Raw genomic sequence first — 20,346 nt, forward strand, 5'->3', positions numbered from 1 at the left:
GTGACCATGGCGTGCGGTCGCCTGTCGTACCGTCGATCCCTGGGAGGTTACGGATGCCTCCGCCGGCCGCGGGCGCATGCCCAGCCGTGGGCCTGCTACGACATCACAATCCGCTGCCCGACGTCAGGGCCGGCGATGCACGGATAAATCACGTGAATACGTGATCATCCGGAGTCTGAGCTGTTATCGCCGGTGACTGCGTCACACGTCTTTCCTGCCTCTAGAATCCCCAGCCATGTCATGGCAACAGCAGGCCGGCGATGGGGCGCAAAGTCCACCGATGGTGTACCGCCCGTCCGCAAAGACGGAGCCCCAGTACGACGGTTTTGCCGATCCGGCGGCCGCCCATGGCTGGGAGAACGCGTACGACGAAACGCGCGAACTGCCGGCGATACCCGGCGGTCCTGACGTCAAGACACCCGGCCACGGGCGCGGGCCGCGGCGGCGGGCGCGCCCTGCACAGGGCCCGCGCGTGCCCCGACAGGCGGTCGTGGCCGGTGGTGTTCTCGTCTGCGCGGGTCTGGCCATCGCGTTCACCGTGGGCCTCACGTCCAATTCCTCCGGGGGTCCGGGAGGCGCCGAGGAGCCGGTGCGGCCGAAGACGGAACGGTCCATGCCGCCGGCGGACGGGGACGCTGCCTCATCCGCCGCTGCCGAGCCGTCCCAGGCCACCGATCCAGCAGCCGGAACCGACGAGTCCCCCGTGGCACGCGCATCCGCAAGCGGCTCCCCCGCGGACAGCGGGAACCCGGCACCCTCCTCGCCCACCGCCCCGGACCCCTCCGCCACCGCGACCACGGCCGGGCCGGGCAACACCGACGGCAGGCCCGGCCGCGGACACGGGCCGACCAAGGGCCCCAAGTGAGTCATGAAGGAATCCACTGGTGACAGCGCTTCCGGAGATCACAGCCCTGCTGGGCGAACCACGGTTCAACTGGACGGATCCGGCCCCCTGGATCGAACTGGAGCGGGAACTCGGCATCGAATTCCCTGCGGATTTCCGTGAGATCGTGGACGCTTACGGTTCGATCGAGGTCAACGGGCAACTGTATCTGACGCACCCCGCCGGCCATCTTCTGCACAGCCTCGGAGAAAACATCACAGGGGATCTCGAGCTCTGGCGGGATGAGGACATGGCGCAATTCCTGCCAGCTCCGGTGGGGGCCGACCCCGGAGAACTCATACCGGTGGCGTCAGCCACAACGGGCGAGGCAGTCTTTCTTCGCATCCCGGACAACCCCTCGTCGTCCTGGCGTGTCGTGGTACAGGAATTCGACAGTCCGGCTTGGACTCTCTACGAGATGACATTCAGCGAGTGGCTGCTGGCCTACCTCCAGGGCACAGACGTCACGCTGCACTCCCGCAACTTCGCACCCAACGGCCCGTTCCACGAACCCCTGCCCTGAAAATGAGCGCGGCAGTTCCACCCCTCATTCCCTTCGCTGCCGGATCGGCCCCGGTCTCCTATCCCTGACCCAAGGTGCAAGGTAGCGGCGGCCATGGAAACTCGCCTTCGCTGCCCGGCCGTCGTCGGGAGGCTCGGCCCGAGACGAAACGTACGATTGGATATCGGGCCCAACAGAAAGCTGCGAGGACTCAAGTGGCTGGCGAAATTAGCAAAGAGCTGATCATCAGCCCCCGCAGCGAGCACGTGCGAGAGCGGCTGGCGGAAGCCGCCGCCTGGAGCGCGTACGCGGCGGAGCTTCGCGAGGTGCTCGGAGCCGCGATTGAGAAGAGCGGAGCAGACCTCCTGGAGGTGGGCGGGCTGCTGGTGAGCGAGCCCCTTCCCGAAGAGCACCGCGGCCTGCGCAACGGTGCGGAGGTCCGGCCGCCGCAAGCGATAGGTCTCGCCGAGGGGATGGCAGCCGGGCGCGGGCCGTATTGTCAGCTCACCGCACCCGGGAGATTGCAGATCGAGTCGGGATGGGACGGAGCGGTACTCCTCTTCACCACACCAGCGGTGGCCGCCGATCTGGCGGGATTCCATGGCGAGGGCGTGACGTTCCTGTGGCGAGACTCGGCTCCTGAACCCATAGAGGTCTCGGACCCCGTCGACGCCGTCGCGGACGCGGGTTTCTGGGCAAGGGTGGCGGAGGCGTCCGAGCGCCTGACCCTGGTCTGCGAGCGCTGGGCGTACGGCACTCACGGGTGCAGATGGTTCCGCGTGACGCCGGAGAGCACAGCCGAAGTGGCCCGACTACTGCGGCCGCGCTCGCTGGTTTGCGTGGCCGCCGAGCCGGAGCTGAAGCCCAGAGCGAAACTGCTGCAAGACGACTTCACCGCCTTCGTGGCCCCGCTGCCGCACGGCGAACTGGCCCACCGGAACTACCCCGGTGGGGCCGACACACTCTCCGAGGTCACAGATGACGGTTTCTCCCTCATGCTGGCCGATGCGGCGCTGGGCGACTGGTGCGCCGTTGTACCGGACACGGACGGGGTGGCCAGGGGGCAGTGGGAGACTCCGGGTGAGTAGTTGAGGTACAGGAAATCCTGGCGGGAACGACCTTGCTGGGATTCGCTTACCTCGTGCGAGCTTCAAGCTGACGAGGAACGGTGTCGGCGCGCAGTTCGCGCAGGTCAGGGATGTGGTTGTAGAGGGTGCCCGGGGAGACGCCGAGGAGCTTGGCGATCGAGGTGATGGAGCGGCCGGGGTCGGGCAACAGGTCGCGGGCGGCCTTAATGACTTGCTCGGTGGCGACGCTAGGAAGCCCGCCGACGCGGCCGCGGGCGCGGGCGGCGGCCAAGCCCTCGTTGGTGCCGATGACGATGAGTTCGCGGATGAACTCCGCGAGGGCGGCGAACACGTGGAAGACGAGCCTGCCGCCGGGGGTGGTGGTGTCTAGGTTCTCGTGGAGCGAGGTGAAGCCGATCCCTCGGTCACGCAGCTCGGCGACCATGTTGATGAGGTCCTGGAGGCTGCGGCCGTAGCGGTCGACCGAAGGGACCACGAGGGTGTCGCCCGGGTCGAGGAAGGCGTGGCATGCCTTCAGCTCCGGGCGGAGCGCGTTCTTGCCGGACTTCTTGTCCGCGAAGATCTTCCGGCACCCGGCGGCGGTGAGCGCATCGAGCTGCGCGCCCTCCGATGTCGAGCAGCAGCCGGACACCCGGATGCATCGCATCCGCCCGCGGGCCGGGGGCGGTGACGCGGTCGGTACGGATGACGGTGCCGTCCAGGTTGAGATGGGTGTAGTCGGCGGCCGCCGCCCGTTCAAGCGCGGTGGACAGATCCGGGGCGTGGTCGGCGAGCACGGTCAGCCCTTCGCGCAAGCAGCGGTACGCGGTGGGCACCGAAACCCTGTTGTCCCGGACGAGTTGGGCCAGCCGGGTCCCGTCGACGAACCACCGCAGCACCAGGACACCCTGTTTGAAGACGCCCAGAGAGCAGCTCCCCTTGCGGGTGCCGAGCCGTTCGCGGTGCTCGCGCAAGAGTCGGGCGAGAGATTCGGCGGTCTGCCTGCCGACGTCGAGTGTTGCGGTATAGGTGATGCTGGTCAACGCGTGAAGCCTCTGGGTTCCGGAACGTGATCTTCGCAGGCCTGTTCCTGCCAGGGGATTCTCGCGTACCTGATGCCGGGTCAGCCCGTCTGGACCAGTCGGGAAGATCGCGGATCTGTCGGACGGGCGACCTGGCGATTACTCTGAGCCCCGTCCGCGCTATCTGGGAGAGTCATGACAAGTAGGTGCACCGAGTTGGCCGTTGACTGCCATGATCCGGAGAGGCTCGCAGCCTTCTGGTGCGAGGTCCTGGACTTCAAGGTGATCGACCGGAGCGAGGGCAAGGTCGAGATCGGCTCCTGGGTGCCGACCGTCGAGGATGTTCGGGCCCGTCAGATGCCGCCCACCGTGCTGTTCATCCAGGTACCCGAGGGCAAGACCGTGAAGAACCGGCTTCACCTCGACGTCAGCCCGATCGACGGCAGCACCGAGGACGAGGTGACCAGATTGATCGGCCTCGGCGCCACCAAGGCGGATGTGGGCCAGGGCTCAGACCGAAACTGGGTGGTCATGGCAGACCCCGAGGGCAACGAGTTCGACGTCCTACGCACCCTGGCACCGCAGAACTAGGCTGCGAGCGGGCACCCGCACCCCGTCACACACCGCAACCGTCACGTTGCCGAGAAGACCTCAGTGGCATGTGGTGGGATGGCCGCGCTCTATCAGCCGCCTGGTGGAGATCGTTTCGATGCCTGTGTACCCGTCGCTGACCCGCGCTCTGGCTGAGGCTTTGGTCGATGTGCTCTGGTTCGTTGAGGGGTGCGAGGACGAGCAGATGGATCCGGATGACGCGGTCAAGGTCTTGGAAGGGTGTCGCTCATCTGGTGACTCAGCTGTCGAGTGATCAGCGCAGCGAGTTCACCGACCTACTCGGTTCGATGGCTGCAGAGGAGGCCGATCCTTCGCGCCGCGAGTTCTTGGAGGGCTTCCCTGATGGTCTTGGACTCGTTGAGGACGACTCCTGACCTGGGATCTATGCGCAGAGCAGGACGCACTTGCTAAGGAGTTCGAAGCCCGCGCGACCGGACATCTGACGCTTGAGCATCTTGATCCGGTCGACGTGACCTTCGACGACGCCGGAGTTCCCGGGTTGTGAGAGGCCGGCGATGACGGCGTCGAGGCGGGCCTGCTGCTCCTGCACGGCACCTCGGACCTCGCGCCGAACGCCGAGGCCGACGACCTCCGCGTTCGAGATGCTGGGCAAATCGGCGGAGACTGGGCAGTTCGGTGGTCGCGGTCACCGCCGCGATCCAGTCGGGTAGTTGGTGGCCTGGCAGGTGGGCGAAGGAGCGCACGTGCTCGGCGAGTACTGCGAGTTCGGGGCAGTGGGCCAGGGCGGCTGCGAGGTGAAGTCGGTCGTTCTCGTTCAGTGCCTCGGGGCGGGTGAGGATCCAGCGTGTGACAGCTCGGGCAGACGGCGGCCGGGGCCCGACCGCTGGGGCTTGCCGCGAAGTGTCCTGCTGACGTAGTCGCGGACGCTGCCGTAGCCGCGTGGATAGCCCTGTTCCTTGATCTCCTCCCATAGTTTCCAGGCGTTGGTGCAGCCTTCCTGCCAGCGCTGGTCGAGGTTGGACTTGTAGGCGTCGAGCTTGGTGGGGCGGCTTTGCCGCTGTCCGATGAACAGTTGCTCCGGCTCGGTGGCACGGGAGTAGCGAAGGACGGTGTTGAGGCCCGTTCGATCTTGGTCGGAACGCCCGGCCGCCGAAACGCGGCCGGGTGTTCCGGATGGACGGCTGCTGCTCCGCGGTCAGAGCTCGCCTCGGCGTGTGAGCTGCTTCACCGCGTTCTCGCGGATGATCTCGTTCTCGTTGTCGCGCAAGCCCTCGAGGGCTTCTTGGGCCTCCGGGCCGGGAATGGCGCCGAGAGCCCAGATCGCCTTCACCGCGAGGGCCCGGTTCTCGTCCCAGTCCAGGTACTCGGGAACCCAGTGGGTCGCCAGGGCCAGCGTCGGCACCGTACGGGGCGAGCGGAGGCGGCCCAGCATCCAGACGATGTCCTCGTACTCCCTGTGCCAGTCGGCAGGGAACAGCTCGATCAACGGCTCCAGGAACTCCTCGGCCGAGGCGTCGGCGGCGGCATGGAGGATCAGCGCCATCTCGACGTCGTCGGCATCCTGGCGCTCCATGGCGTCCCGGAGCAGCCGGAGCGCCAGGGCCTCGCCGTCGGACTCGCCGAAGTGGGCGAGCACCTCGTCGAGCGTGCGCGTCGGACCCTCACCCAGTCCGACCGCCAGATCCATGACCAGATCCCGCTCCTCAGGAATCATCGCCTGACCACCTCCCATGCGTTGAACGCCCCAGGTCCTGGGTCGACCCCAGCAAGATCATTCTCAGCGGGTGCCTCCCGAACGCGTGAACATCGGCCTGGCCGCCCACAGGGCGCCTTCTGAGCTCATCGACACACGGCTCCCGTTCTCGCGAACAGGGCCACCCGTCGTCGTACTCGCCGGCCCGACAGCTGTGCCGCAGCGCTTGGGTGAGTCTCCGCAGGAGCTGCTCCGTCACCGGCCGGTGTCGCGCAGCACTCACGGCCGTGTCGACGGTGACTGTCGGCGGCCGGCGGCAAGCGCACTGAGGCGGTCGCCGATGACGGAGACACCAGGGCGGGGCTCGTTCGCGTAGTACCAGGGCTTGCGTCGGCGCAGCAGCGCCTCGCCGTGCTCGCTCCAGGTGAATCCGGGCTTGCGCAGCAGCTTCCGGAACACGATGTCGGCCCTGTGAGGGTGCGCGGCAGCCAGCCGGCGGATCGGCAGTGGCCCGATCGGCTCCTCGCGCAGGTACGTGCGCAGCAGGTCCTGGTACTGCCTGCGGCTCGCGAGCGCCGGGTCCGTGAAGAGGTCTCGCAGCATTCCGTAGTCGCCGTAGAAGTTGAGCCCGTCGACCTGGTCGTAGATGACACCGACGGTGTCCGCGCCCGCCAGTTGCGGCGGCAACTCGAAGAAGGGCCAGTCCAGGCCGGGCAGCCGGCTGCTGCGGGCCCGGCCGGGCCGGCCGGCCGCGGCGGCCTCTTGGCGGTGGCGGTAGTAGGCGTTGAGGAGGTCCTCGGCTTCGGCAGGCGGAAGAACCAGTTCGTCGCCGCCGCAGAACTCGACGAACGCTGCCCGGTCCTCCCGCATCGCCTGCCACCCCTGCTCGACCTTCTGGGGGTTGCGGAAGACCAGTTCGGGCCGGCTGGTCGCCAGCTGGACAGCGGCCTGGGCGATCTCGGCCGCGCTGGATCCGGGGTAGCTCGACATCGCCCCGGACACCAGCCACGCCCCGCCGGCCGCGCCCGCATGGACGGGCACCACACAGGTGTGCAGGAAGCTCCCCTTGGACACCCCACGAAATGCCGCCCGCCCGACATTCGAATAGGTGCGGTACTCCAGGTCGTCGACCAGGTTCAGCAGAACGACGGCATCCTTCTCCTTGCGCTGGACCTCGAAGATGCCCTCGACCGGGTCACGCCAGCCGAGCAGCATGTCCCGGTCGGCCGCGGTCAAGTCCTTCCGTCCCGCCACGAACCGGTCCACCACGGTCGAACCGTCCGGCAACCGGTACCGAAGGACGAAGTGGTCGACGATCCGGATCGCCTCCCCCTCGTCCAGCAGCCCCTCCGGCCCCGCGGCCTCCACCAGCAGATGCGTCAACCACCGCTCGAAGCGGGAACTCTGCCCGAACGCGACCAGTTCCCCCTTCAGCTCGGCACCGCGCTCGATGAGGCCGGTCAGCGACCGTCCCCCGACACCCCGATGCCTGCCCCGCTCGGCGTCACCCATGTTCAGCCCTTCTACACCACCGCACCCGCTTGACTGCAGGTTCCCGGCCTCAACCGGCCCAGTGACGGTAAGCCTCGATCCACCGCGTGCCCCCGGGCACCGGACCGGGCAACGGCAGATCCAGAATGCCGACCGACTGCCGCACACCACCGTAAGAGCACACGGCGACGATCCTCCCGTCCAGCGAAAGATCGATGCCGTCCACGGTCACCCCGACCCCGACAACCACGGTGGTGAAGGGCAGGCCGAGATGCTCCTCGACCATGCTGAACAAACCGGTCAGCTGCTCGTCCTCGGTGCAGGCATCAACAGCCGCCACTTCGCCCACGGCCGCGAACCCGGCCGAGTCCAACCCGCTCACGGGGCAACACTAACGACCCCCGACAGCACCCCCGTTGCCGCAGGAGGAAACGCCGTGAGCTTCCGCCAACCTGAAGCTGCAGGTCAAAGGGCTGGTGTGACCGGCTCTCGCGGTGCTCACGGTGCTCGGGGGCGGGAGACCATCGAGAAGATCGTCTGCCGGAGGCCGGGATTGTCTTTGAAACGGAGTCCGGGACGGTGCACTGGGCCGGGAAGGGCAGTCCGTCCTGCCGGCCAGCGCATGGCATCCTGGCCCAGTGCTCCTGAACGACCTCACCAGCAGTGTCGACCTCCGCCCCGTGCGTTATCAGTTCGCCACCGTCCGGGGCGACTCGTACGACGACAACTGGCTGGTCATTGACGGCACGGTGACGACTCCCGAGGGAAGCTGGTCCTTCGCAGATCCGTGTCTGCTCACCGATGAGGCCCGCGAGGTGTCCGCGTGGCTGCGCGCGGTGGCCGCGGGGACGGTGGCCGTCACCGAACCCGATGACGAAGGTGAGCTGTCGCCGGACGCGGAGTTCATCGAGCCGGTCATGGCTTTCAGCCTCGCCAACCGAAGCGAAAGCGGGACCGCGGTGATTCGCGTTCATCTGTCCCTGGAGGCGGCACCGCCATGGCAACAGGGCGATGACGGGGCTGACATCTACCAGTACGTCGTGGAGGTCAGCTTGGACGCCCCAGCGCTGCTTCACGCGGCTGACCAGTGGAACCTCTCTCTGGCTTCCCTCCCGCCCCGCTGATCCAGCCACCTGGCACTCCCCATACAACCGATTCCTCCCTACTGGGGCCGGATGACCCTCTATGATCCGGTTCATGCTGGATCCCGAGCTGCTGGAACGGATCACCACACGGCGCGCGGAGCTGGACGAACTCCAAGAACAACTGGCCCAGCAACCGGCGGAAGCGCGGGCCGAGCGAGACGAACTCGCCGGCGCCGGGCGCGTGCTTGAACGGATAACCGGGCAGCGCGCCGAGGAACGCGCCTCCGCCGGTCCGGTGCCTGGACAGGCGGGCGGCCGGGCGGTGACGCTGATCCCGCACCGCGAGCCGGACGTGGAGGAAGACTCGCTGCCGTGGGACTACCAGCGCATCATCGCCGCCGTGCGCCAGGCCGCCTGGCCGATCACGGCCCGGGAGGTCGGCCGTGTCCAACGCGCTCATGGGGCAGCACTAACAACCCACGACGGCACCCCCGTTGCCGTAGGAGGAAACGCCGCACCCGCTAAGCAGGGATCCACAGGATATGCCAGCGCTGAGAAGGACCTCCGGTACACGTAGTCGTGATGACCAGGTCGTTCGCCATCCGGGCCAGGCACTTGCTGCCGGCCGCATTCCTGATCGTGGCACCGGCTTCACCGGGTGAGTCGTCGAACAGCCACAGCCTGCGTCGTCGCCGGCGGCACAGGGCTTCATGGCGGCCCGGCCGTTGCGCGACACGAGGCACAGACCGGTTGCCTTCTGCCGGAGCGCGTTGTACCCGTACTCGTCGTTCCAGTACCACTCCTGGCAGGTCGAGTAGTTGCATTCGACGACATACGGGCCGAGGTCGGCACGGAAGTCCAAACAGCGCCAAAGCGGCGCGGCGGCGTTCGAAAACAGCGTCTTCTGCGGCACCGCGCTCGCCGACGTGCCGGTCAGGCCCATGACGAGCCCGACGACCGCCCCCATGACGGCCAGCCTTTTCAGAACCACGATTCCCCCACCTCTACCCGACAGGTCAGGAGCGGATGCAACATCCGCAGTGACCGGAGAGAAGCAGCCGGCTACCACCCCAGTCCCCAGAACCCGCACGGGCGCACAGGGCCAGGGCGCCCATCACACAGTCGCCGTGGTCGCACGAGCATGGAGCCCGGCGAGAGGCCGAACCCCCTTGCTGCTGTTCGCCTCCTGCGGGATCTCCCCGTCGCCGCCGATGAGGTCGAAGACCCCCTCGTTCCACAGAAATCCCGTCCAACCGCAAAGCACCGGCGGTCATGATCGGCTTCCCGCCAGGAGGACGGCTTGCGCGGTGACGCAGGCGTTGCAGCGGCCGTTGTTGTCGGGGTGTGCGCGCCGTGGTGTGGGTCCGGGGCAGGTGCGGCACAGCGGCCAGCCCAAGCAGGACGGGCACAGACTCTCCCCCGGTGCCGTTGCGGGCGCGCCGCAGCCGGAGCACTCCACCAGCGCCCGGTACGCCAGGGCCGCGACCACCGTGCGGGAAGGGGGCGCCGGGGAGGACCGCTCGGACACTGGTCCGGCGGTCGCCTCGTCTCCCGGGGCGTCGCCGTCGTGGTGCCGGCTGTCCGCAAGGGGCGGCGGCGGATAGGCGTGGGCAGCGCGCAGCCGGGCGGCGATGATCGCGCCTACCGTGGTGCGGACCCGGTCCGGCAACGGCCGGTGGGTGATGACGTGGCGTAACTGCTCGGTGTTCCAGCCGGCCTCCATCATCGCGGTGATCACACGGCCCTGATCCGTCAGCACCTGCCCGGTCAGCAGGAGATCCGGACAGCGGGCTCCGATGTCGAGGAGCAGCCGGATACCCGGATGCATCGCGTCCGCCCGCGGCCCGGGCGGCGCAGACGCTGCGGGGACGGGCTTGCCGGTCGCCGCGTGCGTTGCGGCGTGGCCGCGGGCGCAGGGACGGAGGGGTGTGGTCTTCTGCTTCGTGGTGTTCTTTCCGATGGTGTTCTTAGTGAGGTGGTCAGCCGACGTCGGGTCACCCACCGGTGGAAAACCCGACATCGGCTGCGACCTGCCACGTTGCTGACCGGGCAGATCGGTGAGGACGTAAGTGGCCGCACCGAGCGTGCCGTCCGGACGGCGCTCACGTCCCCGGCGCAGGAAGCCGTGCTTCTCCAGTTCCTTGAGGCCGCTCCTGACGGCTGCCTCACCGTCACGGCCGCGGCGCGCCAGGTCCGCCACGCTGATCCGCCAGCCGTCCCGGTGCGTACTGATCAACCCGAACAGACCCTGCGCCTTGAACGAAAGCCGGGGGTCGCGGAACAGGCCGTTCGCGATCTGCGTGAACCGGTCCGCCGCCATCACCCCACGCCGTATCCCCGCCTCGGAACCGGCCCCCGCCCGACTCGACGACCCGGACACCGACACGGACGGCCAGCTGGTCGCCTGCGTGAGCCCGGCATTACGGAGGGCCGGCCGGTCCGTGATCGAGTAGACGATCCCGCCGAGCGTCCCGTCATCGCACCGCACCTGCTCACGGACCAGATAGCCGAACCTCTCCAGCTCACTCACACCAGCACGCACCGCATCCCGCCCATCAGGCCCCACACCCACCAGGTCAGCAACCGTGACCCGCCAACCGACCACATGGGTACTGAGGAAACCGAAAATCCCCTTCGCCCGAAACGAAAGCCCACAGTCACGGAACAGGGCATTGGCGACCTGAGTGAACCGGGCAGACGGCGCGGACCGGGCGGACCGGGTGGACCGGTCCGCCGCCATCACCCCACGACGAACCCCCACCCCGAAACCAGTCACCGCACTCCCCCACCAGCCACGAACACCCGGCCGCCACAGGTCTGCAGCAAAGGGGCAGACACGAAGTTGCGGCGACCACTGAACAAAGAAGCGTGGGAGAGATTCATCCCTTCAGCGCACCCGACGACCCCGACCACACCGACGACCACCAGCCCCGACCACCGGACACAATCCAGCAACAACCACACAAGACCGCCATGGTCGGGCCATGGTCGGCCCGACCACAGCCCCGGTGCGCAACCACGATTGCGCAACCACGCCGGCACTCCACTGCGCAAGCCTTCCACTGCGCAAGCACCCGGGGATTCCCCGCAGCCCAACACCGGCAGGCAGCTGCGCAACGAGCCCCGACCCTGCACACCCGACCTGCGCAGCCGACCTGCGCAGCCAGCTGCGCACCGCCGGGAGCCACCACCACCAAAAGGGCTGCGCAGTTAGCGGAGTTGGGCACAAGCGGGCTTCCACGACCACGGCCTGAGGCCGGTGCGCAGCCGAACCGTCCCCTCCCCGTGATCGCCCGAGCCTCGCTCCGACCGGATCCCCACCCCCGCCGCCTACGCGACGGCCGTCCACTCACTCCCACCCCGTGCCACGGACACCGCTGGTCGGCCCGACCACAGGCCCACCCGCCGTTTTGTGTCCCCATCGATACCTTGGTCGGGGGCCCACGGTCGATGGTCAGGTCGGACCACACTGGTACTGCCAGGCGGCAGGTCAGAAGCGCAAGTTCTGCCCCAGGAGTGTGACCGTGTCGCTTGGCAAGCACGCCCGGCAACCCGTACTTCCGCTCCGAGGCCGCAGATGCCGAGCTAAGCACGACGAGGCGCAGGCTACGCCCGTCGCGCCTGGCCCTCCTCACCGCGACCGCAGCCGGTACCGTCACCCTCGGCAGGGTGCCACCGGCACGCACAACGGATACCGCCGATCCTCCGAACAAGCCGGCCACTGTGTCCACCCCAGCCGACACAGCCGACTCGGCAGCCAATGCGCAGTCCTGTGTTGACGTATGGCCGCGCAACAGACTCCGACAACGCCCACCGTGCGCAAACGAGACCTGCGCAGTTCCTCAATCCCCGACACCGATTCGCCCAACGCGTGCCGCTGCGCAATCGGAGCCGAGTTCGACGTGTCAGCGACCGCGCAATTCCCCAGGTGCTCCGCCACTTTCCCCTGGCATGCGTTCGAGTGCGTGGGGAAGCTGAGGGCGGCCCGCCCGCCCGGTCAGTGTCCCGGGCCCTGGCAGCCGGCCAAGGACGCCTGCGGCGCCGCTACCGCGGTGAGCTGCGCTCATCCCTGACAGTCCGCCACGCCCCGCAGGATCCGGCAGTAGTCGGGCGGGCCGGGGAAGATTGACGTCCCCCTGGTCGCGCAGACGCAGCGCCGCGATCCCCATGGGGAAGTCTCCGACACCGCTGTTGGGGAATATCGCCGTCGTTCACACGACGACCACCGTAGACACAGCGCGACGACCAGCGGGTCACCGCAGGCAGCGAGGCCTTGCCGGAGGCCGTCCCCCGGCCTTCGGCAAGGCCCAGTTCCACTGCCGAAGCGCGGTCGAGCGGTGCGTCAGCAAAACGTCGGACGCCGCTGCGCTGCCACAAGGCGTGCACCGCCAGTAGCCACTCAAAGCACCCAACCGACACCCCGGCTTGCCACAGGTCGACACGCGGGCTGTCCACGGCCGTACCGAACGCGCCTCACCTCGAAGCCAGCTATCACAACTATCATAGTTGAGGTAGGCTGGGGCCATGGAGCCGAAGACATACTCGACCATCGATCTCCGCAAGCAGATGGGCGAGATCCTCGATCGCACCCGGATCGCCGGCGAGCCCGCCGCGATCACCCGCCGGGGCAAGACTCTCGCGTACCTCGTACCCGCCGAATGGTTCGAGCAGTACATCGCGCAGCACCCGCAGGCTTCCGACGCCGACCGGAACGCGGCCTGAGACGCCGGACCCGCAGACCAGGAGCCATTCCGCCATGACAGCGCAGCCCCTCCACTCCGACGGCCCCCGCCGGGTACCGCCGATGCCCGAACGCACGCCCCAAGCCCTGAGGCTGGCCATCCAGGAGCACGCCCCACACCTGCTGCCGGACTTCGAGGCCCACTGGCGCCGCGCGATCGCAGACGCCTTCAACCTCACCCCGGTGCCCGCCTTCATGCACCTGTGGTGGACCCAGTACGCCATCGCCCGCGACCCCCGCCTCGAAGCGCACCTGGCCGACCTCGAGACCCGGGCGGCAAGGTGCGACGACCCCGAGGAATCCGCCGCGCTCCTGGCCCAGTACAGCAGGCTCAGGCGCCAGGCCGCCACGGCGGAGCCCGGCCGGTGAACGACGAGTTCCCACAACCACCCTGGCAGATGGACTGGACAGTCGAAGCTCGCAACGAGTTCGAGCACATGCCCGCGGACGCCAAGCAACTGGTCCTGGCAGCACGTGCCGAACTGATCACGGCCACCGACCCCTACCACCGAGGTATCGACGCCGACGCCTCCCTCCCGCACTGGATCACCATCCGCCCCCTGGCCTCGACCAACCCCGGCGGACCACACATCGCCGACCTTGCCGGCGGCCGCGGCTGGCTCATCTTCACCTTCATCCGCCGCCACGCCGAACCCCAGATCACCGTCACCGACGCCTTCTGGGCCTGAACCTGACGCCTCAGAGGGCTTCTCGAAACCGAGTGTGGGGCTGGGTTTGTGCTGGTCAGGCGTAGTGCCGGGGTGGGTGAGGTAGGTCCGGTGCGTCCGTGGAGGTGGCGTGCTGGAGGTGTGTGATGGTGTCGGTGCTGGGGCTTCTGGAGGAGCGGGAGCGTGCGGCCCGGAAGCGGGTGGAGGAGTTGCTGGCCGAGTTGGAGGCGGCGCAGTCGCAGTGGGACGGGTGGCTGGTTGCCCGCAGGCGGGTCGGCGAGGTGTGGGACGCTCGTGAAACGGCAGATCAGCAGGCTGCGGCGGGGATGACGCCGGAGGGGAACAGGGCCAGGACGCCGGCGGTGGTGAAGCCCGGGTCGCTGGTTCCGGTCTGGCGGGAGGGGCTGTCGGCCGAGGTGCTGGCGCCGGAGTATCAACAGGTCATGGGCCTGCTGGCCGAGCGCCGGACCACCGGTGGTGAGCCACTGAACTGCCGGGAGATCACAGTCTTGTCGGGGCTGGAGGTGGTTCCGGCGAAAGTTGAGGGTGTGCGGTGCAAGCTCAAGCGGCTCGTTGCGCGGGGATGGGCGCACGAGCCGGTGCCGGGCCGATTCACCTTGGGTGATGGGCGAGGCGGCGGGTCATGACCGTGGTCATCGACCACAGGATCATCGCTTCCGACGACGCGGCCAGCCGTTCGTAGTCGCAAGTCAGGCGCCGGGAGCGGGTCAGCCAGGCGAAGGTCCGCTCAACGATCCACCTTTTGGGCAGCACGACGAAGCCTTTCTGGTCGTCGCTGCGGCGGATGACTGTGAGCATCAGGTTCAGGACGGTTGCGCACCAGCCCACCAGCATGCCGGTGTATCCGCTGTCCGCCCACCCGCGCATGAGCCGGTGATGCCGCCTCGTGGCCTGAGCCAGAAGATCCTGGGCGGCGTCCCGGTCCCCCGTCGAGGCGGGGGTGACCATGACCGCGAGGATGCCCACATCGGTGTCACCGCCACGGTGTACTCCCACGTTCGCCTCCGCCTCCAGCGTCAAGCGATCGATGCCCTCAGCGCAGCCCTGAGCGACCCGTCAGAAGGCTTCGCGCAGACGGATGATGGCGGCGATCCACCACTCTGTGCAGCACCTCTCCGCTGACGTTGCCGTCAACCGTTGCCGTCAAGAGACCAAAGAGCCCCGCCGGATACCTTCCGGCGGGGCTCTCCGCTACGTTCTAAGAATCAGCACAGAATCCCGGTGCGGCACTCCCAGAGCGTCGTTATCCGAGCCCCTGGGATGTGACCAGATGCTATAGCTGAGGCACGCCACAAGGCCGTCGCCACTGTCCGACTTCAGCGCCAAGCAACGAACGCGCGAGGCATGGGATTCTCGCACGCCGGAGAATTTCAACATCTCTTCGACCTGCACTGGCTCCGCAATGGCGATAGTGAGCGGCTGGTACACCGTTTTCAGCTTCATTCCAATGACGCCGTAGAACGTCACTTCAATGAACTCATGCACGGAAGCTGGATCGACGCTTCGCAGCTTGAGCTCAGAATGGCTGACACTGTATCGCCATGGCCGGAACTTCCGATCGAAGGAGATGGGAAGGCTCGCAGTCGGCTGTGGTGACTCCTCGTCAGGGAGCGAATGGGTTGGCAACGGGACTTCCGTTTCTGTAGAAGGTCACGCGAGACCACGCGCTCGGGTCCTGGATGTAGCTTAGCTCCCACCCAGTCGCATGCCCATCGAAGATCGGATCCAGACCCCTGCCGGTGCGGGCGACTGCCGCCGGGTCGTCAATGCCATTCAGGTTGAAGTGGATCGGCGTCTTCCCGTCATTGACATAGCCCTTGAACTCGCTGACCCATTTATCACCAGCAGAGGGCCAATCATGGTACGACTTAGCGCCAACCGAATCCGAAAATTCATGAAGGTCCATAGAGTCGCCATCGACGTCGCTAAGTCCGAGTGCAATCCCCCCGCAACCATTGGAATTGTGAACCAAGATCGGCGTGCTGCCGGCGAGTACATAGTACCTGTGCTCCGCGGCACCCCTCTACCTGCTTCTTCGCTGGTCAGCGCTGGTTTTGCGTTCCGCTGTTGTCCGTGGGTGAGCGGGGAGATCCGTGGTTGTTGCCGTCGCTACTGCCGTCAGGACGTACGGGCGGCGGAGGGGCCGCTACTGCCAGGCGCCGGGTTCAGCCCGGAGGGTAGCGCGGGTGGTGCGGTGGTAGAAGTCGTGGCCGGTCTCGGCGCAGTGCTCGGCGATCCAGCGGGTCAGGTCGTCCTCGGCGTGGAGTTCGCCGGAGGTGGTGCCGCAGTCGTGGTCTTCGCCGGTGACGCAGACGGCCTCGAAGGTGGGCAGGGCCATAGGGTCCACGGCGGCGGTCACGTGGTACTCGCGGAAGCGGTAGCGCTTGCGGCCCGGCGTGCCGGTGGTTGCCGGGTCAGGCATGCTCGGCCGTCTCTTCCTGCGGGTCCGGGATGCGCTGTCCGCGTGATTCGGCCACCCAGAGCGCGTCGGTGAGGGCCTCGACGAGTCGGGAGGCGAGCCAGCGGTACTCGGTGGCCGACTGCGCTCGTGCGCCGGGGGCCACGACTTCGCGGGCGTGTTCCAGCAGTTCTTCGCCCATGCCGAGTTGGATGGCTTCGATGCTGTCGGCGAGTGTGGACAGGTAGCCCCTGCCGTCGGTGCTGAGGTAGCAGGGGCGCCCGTCCGGGGTGGTCCACGGCAGTAAGACGTCGTTTCTTATGGCGTGATCGGTCGTTGAACCGTGCATGACGGATCTGGTTGAGCGGCTGGTGCCGGACGAGTTGTGGGTGCTGTTCCGGCGGGTGGTGCCGCCGACGGAGGTGATACGTCCGCAAGGCGGGGGCCGGCGTCGGGCGGGTGACCGCGAGGCCCTGGCCGCGATCATCTTCGTGGCGACCTCAGGCTGCACCTGGCGACAGCTCCCGCCGGTTTTCGGACCGAGCTGGCAAACGGTCTACCGGCGGTTCGCCCGGTGGAGCCGAGCCCGTGTCTGGGCCCCTCCACCGGGTCATTCTCGACGAACTCGGGGCTTGTGGTGAGCTGGACTGGTCGCGATGCGCGATCGACTCGGTCAGCGTCCGGGCGGCAAAAGGGGGCCACTGACGGGACCGAATCCGACCGACCGCGGCAAGAGTGGATCGAAGATTCACCTGATCACCGACCGGAACGGACTGCCTCTGTCGGTGGGCATCTCCGGTGCCAACATGCACGACAGCCTCGGCCTGCAGCCGCTTGTGCGCGGCATCCCACCCATTCGTTCTCCCCGCGGACCCCGACGTCGTCGTCCGGCGAAGCTGCACGCCGACAAGGGCTACGACTACGACCACCTGCGCCGATGGCTCCGCAAGCGCGGGATCCGCCATCGCATCGCCCGTAAGGGCATCGAGTCCTCACAGCGACTCGGCCGTCACCGATGGGTTGTTGAAAGGACGGTCTCCTGGCTCGCTGGCTGCCGCCGCCTGCACCGCCGCTACGAACGCAAGGCAGAACACTTCCTCGCCTTCGTCGGCATCGCTGCCGCCCTCATCTGCCACCGCCGACTCGTCCGTGTGAACGGGCAGGACCAGTCAGTGTGAGGCTCCGACGCTGCTGACCCAGACATCCAAGGGCGCGATCTCCAGTTCGGTCTCGGCCTGCTCCGAGAGGCCCTGCGCGTCGTCCAGATCCGACCAGGGGATGAAGCCCGGCTCGTCGTCGGCCAGAAATCCCTCGACGACCGGACGGAGGTCCTCTGATGCCACATAGGCACCGGTGAACGGCAACGCATCCGGGGGCACAGAACCGGTCGAGCACCGGAGCTGCCCTGCCTGTTCGTCGTGCCACACGTAGAACGTCGCCACCCCGGGAAACCCCAGATCGCGAATGCGCTCCCGGACGGCAGCAGCAGTCCACTCGAAGGCATCCACCACCTCGGTGACGGACAACGAACTCCTGTCCTCGTCCGCCGCACCCAGCGACCAGGTGTTGGTCTCCCACTCCACTCGCCGATCAGCCGGCTCCAGCACCAGGGGCTCGGCCGCCACCTCAGCGATCCACGTCAACAGCACCACAGCAGTATCCCTGCACAGCTCGGCCCGAGAACCACCAAAAGAAACGACTTCTAAGTGGGGACCGGCCAAGCCTGCTGCCGCGTCGTACAGTTCCCGGCGCCGCATGCGGTCCGCGTCGCTCCTGGGTTTGGTCACCGTGCACCCCCGGCTGGGTCGCTGATAGGGACACGGTGACCGTAGGAGCTGACTGGCCGTCACTCGATGTATGGGCCAGGGCAGTTTGCTACACGGAGTGCGCGAATTGCTGCGCTGCGTGGTAGCTATCCGACGACGCCCAGGTAGGAGGCCATGTCGCGCATCTCGGCGGTGAGGGTGCGCTTGCGCTTCTTCAGGATCTCCTGCATGGTCTCGGCGGCCACGTGCTGATGTTGGAGCCACTGGGGGGATGCTCGGCGGACCCCGATCAGCTCGTCCATGGCTGCGGTCAGGTCGCCGGTGCGGGTGTGGGCGCGTGCTACGTCCATGCAGTGGCGGTTCCAGTTGTCGTCACTCGGCCGCCCGGTGCTCTTCCACGCCTTGGGCGACAGTGCGTCCTCGCCGGCCTTGCGGACGACGGTACGCGCGTCGCCCACGACCATGGCGTCCTCCACGCCCTTCATGCCGACGGTCAGCGGGCCGAAGGTCGTCCAGTGTCGGAAGAACGAGCCGGTGTGCTCGCGTCCTACCGCTGATGCCGCTGTGGTAGCCATGCGGTGGTAGTGGCGGGCCTCCTGGGGGCGGTTGTTTCGGCCTGCGGCCGCCGCAGCCCGTAGTGCCAGCCAGCCCCATGCCGCGCATTCGTCGGGGGTGGCTCTGGACAGCCTCGGCTCGATCGTGTCGGCGGTCTGGGCGGCGAGGGTTTCTGCCTCGTCCAGTCGGCCCTGGCGCAGGAGCAGCCAGCACATGCCGATCACGCCGGATGCTGCGGTGAGGGTGTCTGCGGCTCGGCGGGCGTCGGTGATCGCCCCGGCCAGGGCGGTGTAGCCGAGGTCGTACTGCCGGACCTGGGTCAGGTACCGCCCTGCCAGTTGCCGGGCTTCGGCTCGGGCCAGAAGCGCCTGGCGGTGTTCCTCGCCGTTGTCGTAGTAGGCGACCGCGCTGTTGGCGTCCCGTAGGAGTCCGGGGAGTTGGGAGGCGACGCTCTTGTAGCTGTCGGAGTGGTACAGCACTGCGCCGTCATGCACCGCCCGGCGGAAGCGACGTACGTTCGGCTCTTCCTCGCCGGCCTCGCCGCCCGCATCGGCCAGCCCGACCGGCGGAGTCAGGGCGGCCCGCAGCTCGATGAGGTTGACGCGGTTCCTGTCCTCGGTTCGGCGCACCGGTTGCGGAGCGTCCGGAGCCAGCAGCGTTGCCGTGGTCACCTCCAGTGCGCGGGCGAGGGTGTGCAGCGTCTCCATGCGGACCGTTCCGCCCTGCTCGACCTTGCGCACTGTTCCCGGGGACACGCCTGCGGCGTGGGCCAGTTCCTCCTGGCTCATCCCGGCCCGCCGCCGGTACTTGCGGACGTTGTCCGCCAGCTCCGTGAGTTCCGTAGCCATCCGCTCACCACCTCCAGCGCCACGGTACGCCGGACGGGCGCGTCAACCGGTGGCTATCCGGCAGATACCCGCCACGGAGCGATCGCCCACCCCGGGCGGGGCCGGACCTCCGGCAGAACCGCCGCCTGAGCGGGTTGGGTCCCTCGTCGGTCGGGCAGCTTCGCCGGACCAGGGTTCTCCGGGGGCCGCCAAGGCTCACCCCGTGACGCTTGCGCTCGGCCTTGGCGGACCCCGGGGGTTCCTGGTACGCCTCCGGTGACCGGGCGACGAGGGACCCCACCCGCGCCCCGCGACCACTCACCACGACGAAGCCGCACCCGGCACTCGGCCCCCTGCCCCTCGGAGGGAGGGCCGGGGTCTGGGGCAGCGCCCCAGGTGGTTTGCGGTGCTGGCTGTTGCGCGCCCGGACCGGCGGGGCCGTCGCCTGCGGGGCGGAGAGCGGCGGCGGCCCCGCAGGGCCGGAGCGCGCGCGGCCCGCGACAGCGGGCCGCCTTGACGCGGGCACCGCCGCAATCCGCCGAACCTTGCAGCGAACCGCCGCAGGCGGGCTCACCACGCTGCCCACCAAGACGCGGGCGTCCGAGCGCCGCATCGCTCTCCCCACCCGCTGCGTCCAGTCGCTGAAGCTCCACCACGAGCAGCAGCGCGAACAGGAAGCCGTAGGCACCACGTCGCGGCACGACGGGCACGTCTTCACCACGGTGCAGGGCCGACCGATCGACCCAACCAACCTCACCCGCACTTTCATCGCGCTCCTCCGCAAGGCCGGCCTCCGCCGCATCCGCTTCCACGACCTCCGGCACTCCAGCGCCACCCTGCTCCCGGAACAGGGCGTCGAACTCATCGTGATCAAGGAACTCCTCGGCCACGCCCACATCGGCGTCACCGCCACCGTCTACACGTACGCCTCCGCCTCCAACGCCAAGCCATCGACACCCTCAATGACGTGCTCAACGTCGAGGATGACGGCCCTGACGACCCACCCGCCGCAGCCGACGTCCGCTGACGTTGCCGTCAGCGTTGCCGTCAAACA

The 20,346-nt window shown here is 68.0% G+C and carries 23 protein-coding genes and 3 pseudogenes; 13 read left to right on the plus strand and 13 right to left on the minus strand.

Annotated features, from left to right (window positions below; all coding sequences use genetic code 11):
• Positions 1 to 280: 280 nt before the first annotated feature.
• The 3 genes from DN051_RS00245 to DN051_RS00255 all read left to right on the plus strand — a co-directional run bounded on the left by DN051_RS00245 (position 281) and on the right by DN051_RS00255 (position 2,473).
• On the plus strand, positions 281 to 865 hold the full coding sequence (locus DN051_RS00245; protein WP_112437523.1) for a hypothetical protein: 585 nt from the start codon (positions 281 to 283) through the stop codon (positions 863 to 865).
• Positions 866 to 884: 19 nt separating this feature from the next.
• Positions 885 to 1,406: an SMI1/KNR4 family protein gene (locus tag DN051_RS00250; protein ID WP_246040806.1), complete on the plus strand. Its 522-nt coding sequence runs from the start codon at positions 885 to 887 to the stop codon at positions 1,404 to 1,406.
• 194 nt (positions 1,407 to 1,600) lie between these two features.
• Complete coding sequence (locus DN051_RS00255; protein ID WP_112437525.1) at positions 1,601 to 2,473, plus strand: hypothetical protein; 873 nt, start codon at positions 1,601 to 1,603, stop codon at positions 2,471 to 2,473.
• 46 nt (positions 2,474 to 2,519) lie between these two features.
• Here the strand turns inward: DN051_RS00255 and DN051_RS00260 are convergent, their stop codons facing one another.
• Both DN051_RS00260 and DN051_RS00265 read right to left on the minus strand, forming a co-directional pair.
• Positions 2,520 to 3,104 (minus strand): recombinase family protein, encoded by a 585-nt coding sequence (locus tag DN051_RS00260; protein WP_246040805.1) that lies wholly within the window; start codon positions 3,102 to 3,104, stop codon positions 2,520 to 2,522.
• 22 nt (positions 3,105 to 3,126) lie between these two features.
• Positions 3,127 to 3,495: pseudogene (locus tag DN051_RS00265) on the minus strand (IS5/IS1182 family transposase); the annotation flags it as partial.
• 174 nt (positions 3,496 to 3,669) lie between these two features.
• Between DN051_RS00265 and DN051_RS00270 the strand changes: the two are divergent.
• Both DN051_RS00270 and DN051_RS46210 read left to right on the plus strand, forming a co-directional pair.
• The gene (locus DN051_RS00270) at positions 3,670 to 4,065 is read left to right on the plus strand and encodes a VOC family protein (protein WP_112437527.1); all 396 of its coding nucleotides are present in this window, start codon (positions 3,670 to 3,672) and stop codon (positions 4,063 to 4,065) included.
• A 103-nt stretch (positions 4,066 to 4,168) separates the two neighbouring features.
• Positions 4,169 to 4,339 carry a hypothetical protein gene (locus DN051_RS46210; protein ID WP_246040804.1) on the plus strand — a complete coding sequence of 57 codons (171 nt, stop codon included), beginning with the start codon at positions 4,169 to 4,171 and terminating at the stop codon, positions 4,337 to 4,339.
• Between the two features lie 129 nt (positions 4,340 to 4,468).
• Here the strand turns inward: DN051_RS46210 and DN051_RS44685 are convergent, their stop codons facing one another.
• The 4 genes from DN051_RS44685 to DN051_RS00295 all read right to left on the minus strand — a co-directional run bounded on the left by DN051_RS44685 (position 4,469) and on the right by DN051_RS00295 (position 7,613).
• Positions 4,469 to 4,699, minus strand: coding sequence for a transposase (locus DN051_RS44685; RefSeq protein ID WP_162624724.1), 231 nt, complete (start codon positions 4,697 to 4,699; stop codon positions 4,469 to 4,471).
• A gap of 543 nt (positions 4,700 to 5,242) precedes the next feature.
• Positions 5,243 to 5,761, minus strand: coding sequence for a HEAT repeat domain-containing protein (locus DN051_RS00285; protein ID WP_162624725.1), 519 nt, complete (start codon positions 5,759 to 5,761; stop codon positions 5,243 to 5,245).
• A 258-nt stretch (positions 5,762 to 6,019) separates the two neighbouring features.
• Complete coding sequence (locus DN051_RS00290; RefSeq protein ID WP_112437529.1) at positions 6,020 to 7,252, minus strand: hypothetical protein; 1,233 nt, start codon at positions 7,250 to 7,252, stop codon at positions 6,020 to 6,022.
• Between the two features lie 49 nt (positions 7,253 to 7,301).
• Complete coding sequence (locus DN051_RS00295) at positions 7,302 to 7,613, minus strand: hypothetical protein (protein ID WP_112437530.1); 312 nt, start codon at positions 7,611 to 7,613, stop codon at positions 7,302 to 7,304.
• Positions 7,614 to 7,869: 256 nt separating this feature from the next.
• Between DN051_RS00295 and DN051_RS00300 the strand changes: the two genes are divergently transcribed.
• Complete coding sequence (locus tag DN051_RS00300) at positions 7,870 to 8,355, plus strand: WapI family immunity protein (RefSeq protein ID WP_112437531.1); 486 nt, start codon at positions 7,870 to 7,872, stop codon at positions 8,353 to 8,355.
• A gap of 73 nt (positions 8,356 to 8,428) precedes the next feature.
• On the plus strand, positions 8,429 to 8,893 hold the full coding sequence (locus DN051_RS00305) for a hypothetical protein (protein ID WP_162624703.1): 465 nt from the start codon (positions 8,429 to 8,431) through the stop codon (positions 8,891 to 8,893).
• Positions 8,894 to 9,586: 693 nt separating this feature from the next.
• Here the strand turns inward: DN051_RS00305 and DN051_RS00310 are convergent.
• Entirely contained in the window at positions 9,587 to 10,846 is a 1,260-nt protein-coding gene (locus DN051_RS00310) for a hypothetical protein (RefSeq protein WP_342781518.1), read from the minus strand.
• A 1,994-nt stretch (positions 10,847 to 12,840) separates the two neighbouring features.
• On the opposite strand from DN051_RS00310, the gene DN051_RS00315 reads away from it, so the two are divergent.
• The 4 genes from DN051_RS00315 to DN051_RS00330 all read left to right on the plus strand — a co-directional run bounded on the left by DN051_RS00315 (position 12,841) and on the right by DN051_RS00330 (position 14,372).
• Entirely contained in the window at positions 12,841 to 13,038 is a 198-nt protein-coding gene (locus DN051_RS00315; RefSeq protein ID WP_112437534.1) for a type II toxin-antitoxin system Phd/YefM family antitoxin, read from the plus strand.
• 34 nt (positions 13,039 to 13,072) lie between these two features.
• Entirely contained in the window at positions 13,073 to 13,426 is a 354-nt protein-coding gene (locus DN051_RS00320) for a DUF6247 family protein (protein ID WP_112437535.1), read from the plus strand.
• Positions 13,423 to 13,746, plus strand: a complete 324-nt coding sequence (locus DN051_RS00325; protein WP_112437536.1) for a hypothetical protein — start codon at positions 13,423 to 13,425, stop codon at positions 13,744 to 13,746. Before DN051_RS00320 ends, DN051_RS00325 begins: the two co-directional genes overlap by 4 nt.
• Before the next feature lie 125 nt (positions 13,747 to 13,871).
• Complete coding sequence (locus tag DN051_RS00330; protein WP_112437537.1) at positions 13,872 to 14,372, plus strand: hypothetical protein; 501 nt, start codon at positions 13,872 to 13,874, stop codon at positions 14,370 to 14,372.
• Here the strand turns inward: DN051_RS00330 and DN051_RS00335 are convergent.
• The 4 genes from DN051_RS00335 to DN051_RS00355 all read right to left on the minus strand — a co-directional run bounded on the left by DN051_RS00335 (position 14,338) and on the right by DN051_RS00355 (position 16,493).
• Positions 14,338 to 14,742 carry a transposase gene (locus DN051_RS00335; protein WP_162624726.1) on the minus strand — a complete coding sequence of 135 codons (405 nt, stop codon included), beginning with the start codon at positions 14,740 to 14,742 and terminating at the stop codon, positions 14,338 to 14,340. The genes DN051_RS00330 and DN051_RS00335 overlap by 35 nt on opposite strands.
• Before the next feature lie 195 nt (positions 14,743 to 14,937).
• Entirely contained in the window at positions 14,938 to 15,231 is a 294-nt protein-coding gene (locus tag DN051_RS00345; protein WP_162624727.1) for a hypothetical protein, read from the minus strand.
• A 661-nt stretch (positions 15,232 to 15,892) separates the two neighbouring features.
• The gene (locus DN051_RS00350; protein WP_112437540.1) at positions 15,893 to 16,168 is read right to left on the minus strand and encodes a DUF7848 domain-containing protein; all 276 of its coding nucleotides are present in this window, start codon (positions 16,166 to 16,168) and stop codon (positions 15,893 to 15,895) included.
• On the minus strand, positions 16,161 to 16,493 hold the full coding sequence (locus DN051_RS00355; protein ID WP_112437541.1) for a hypothetical protein: 333 nt from the start codon (positions 16,491 to 16,493) through the stop codon (positions 16,161 to 16,163). The genes DN051_RS00350 and DN051_RS00355 overlap by 8 nt, the downstream gene beginning before the upstream one ends.
• Here DN051_RS00355 and DN051_RS00360 point away from each other — a divergent pair.
• Positions 16,492 to 17,322, plus strand: a pseudogene (locus DN051_RS00360) (IS5 family transposase). The gene DN051_RS00355 and the pseudogene DN051_RS00360 overlap by 2 nt on opposite strands.
• Here the strand turns inward: DN051_RS00360 and DN051_RS00365 are convergent.
• Together DN051_RS00365 and DN051_RS00370 are read right to left on the minus strand one after the other, a co-directional pair.
• Entirely contained in the window at positions 17,314 to 17,796 is a 483-nt protein-coding gene (locus tag DN051_RS00365; RefSeq protein ID WP_246040803.1) for a hypothetical protein, read from the minus strand. The pseudogene DN051_RS00360 and the gene DN051_RS00365 overlap by 9 nt on opposite strands.
• 260 nt (positions 17,797 to 18,056) lie before the next feature.
• Complete coding sequence (locus DN051_RS00370) at positions 18,057 to 19,313, minus strand: helix-turn-helix domain-containing protein (protein ID WP_112437542.1); 1,257 nt, start codon at positions 19,311 to 19,313, stop codon at positions 18,057 to 18,059.
• Positions 19,314 to 19,804: 491 nt separating this feature from the next.
• Here DN051_RS00370 and DN051_RS46215 point away from each other — a divergent pair.
• Positions 19,805 to 20,319: pseudogene (locus DN051_RS46215) on the plus strand (tyrosine-type recombinase/integrase); the annotation flags it as partial.
• Positions 20,320 to 20,346: the final 27 nt, after the last annotated feature.

This window comes from Streptomyces cadmiisoli, assembly GCF_003261055.1.
Classification (GTDB): Bacteria; Actinomycetota; Actinomycetes; order Streptomycetales; family Streptomycetaceae; genus Streptomyces; species Streptomyces cadmiisoli.

Bases quoted from the DNA above. Each gene is read 5' to 3' on its own strand.
- DN051_RS00245 (WP_112437523.1), top strand. From the start codon at position 281: ATGGTGTACCGCCCGTCCGCAAAGACGGAGCCCCAGTACGACGGTTTT.
- DN051_RS00270 (WP_112437527.1), top strand. From the start codon at position 3,670: ATGACAAGTAGGTGCACCGAGTTGGCCGTTGACTGCCATGATCCGGAG.
- DN051_RS00285 (WP_162624725.1), bottom strand. From the start codon at position 5,761: ATGATTCCTGAGGAGCGGGATCTGGTCATGGATCTGGCGGTCGGACTG.
- DN051_RS00290 (WP_112437529.1), bottom strand. From the start codon at position 7,252: ATGGGTGACGCCGAGCGGGGCAGGCATCGGGGTGTCGGGGGACGGTCG.
- DN051_RS00305 (WP_162624703.1), top strand. From the start codon at position 8,429: ATGCTGGATCCCGAGCTGCTGGAACGGATCACCACACGGCGCGCGGAG.
- DN051_RS00315 (WP_112437534.1), top strand. From the start codon at position 12,841: ATGGAGCCGAAGACATACTCGACCATCGATCTCCGCAAGCAGATGGGC.
- DN051_RS00320 (WP_112437535.1), top strand. From the start codon at position 13,073: ATGACAGCGCAGCCCCTCCACTCCGACGGCCCCCGCCGGGTACCGCCG.
- DN051_RS00330 (WP_112437537.1), top strand. From the start codon at position 13,872: ATGGTGTCGGTGCTGGGGCTTCTGGAGGAGCGGGAGCGTGCGGCCCGG.
- DN051_RS00350 (WP_112437540.1), bottom strand. From the start codon at position 16,168: ATGCCTGACCCGGCAACCACCGGCACGCCGGGCCGCAAGCGCTACCGC.
- DN051_RS00355 (WP_112437541.1), bottom strand. From the start codon at position 16,493: ATGCACGGTTCAACGACCGATCACGCCATAAGAAACGACGTCTTACTG.
- DN051_RS00370 (WP_112437542.1), bottom strand. From the start codon at position 19,313: ATGGCTACGGAACTCACGGAGCTGGCGGACAACGTCCGCAAGTACCGG.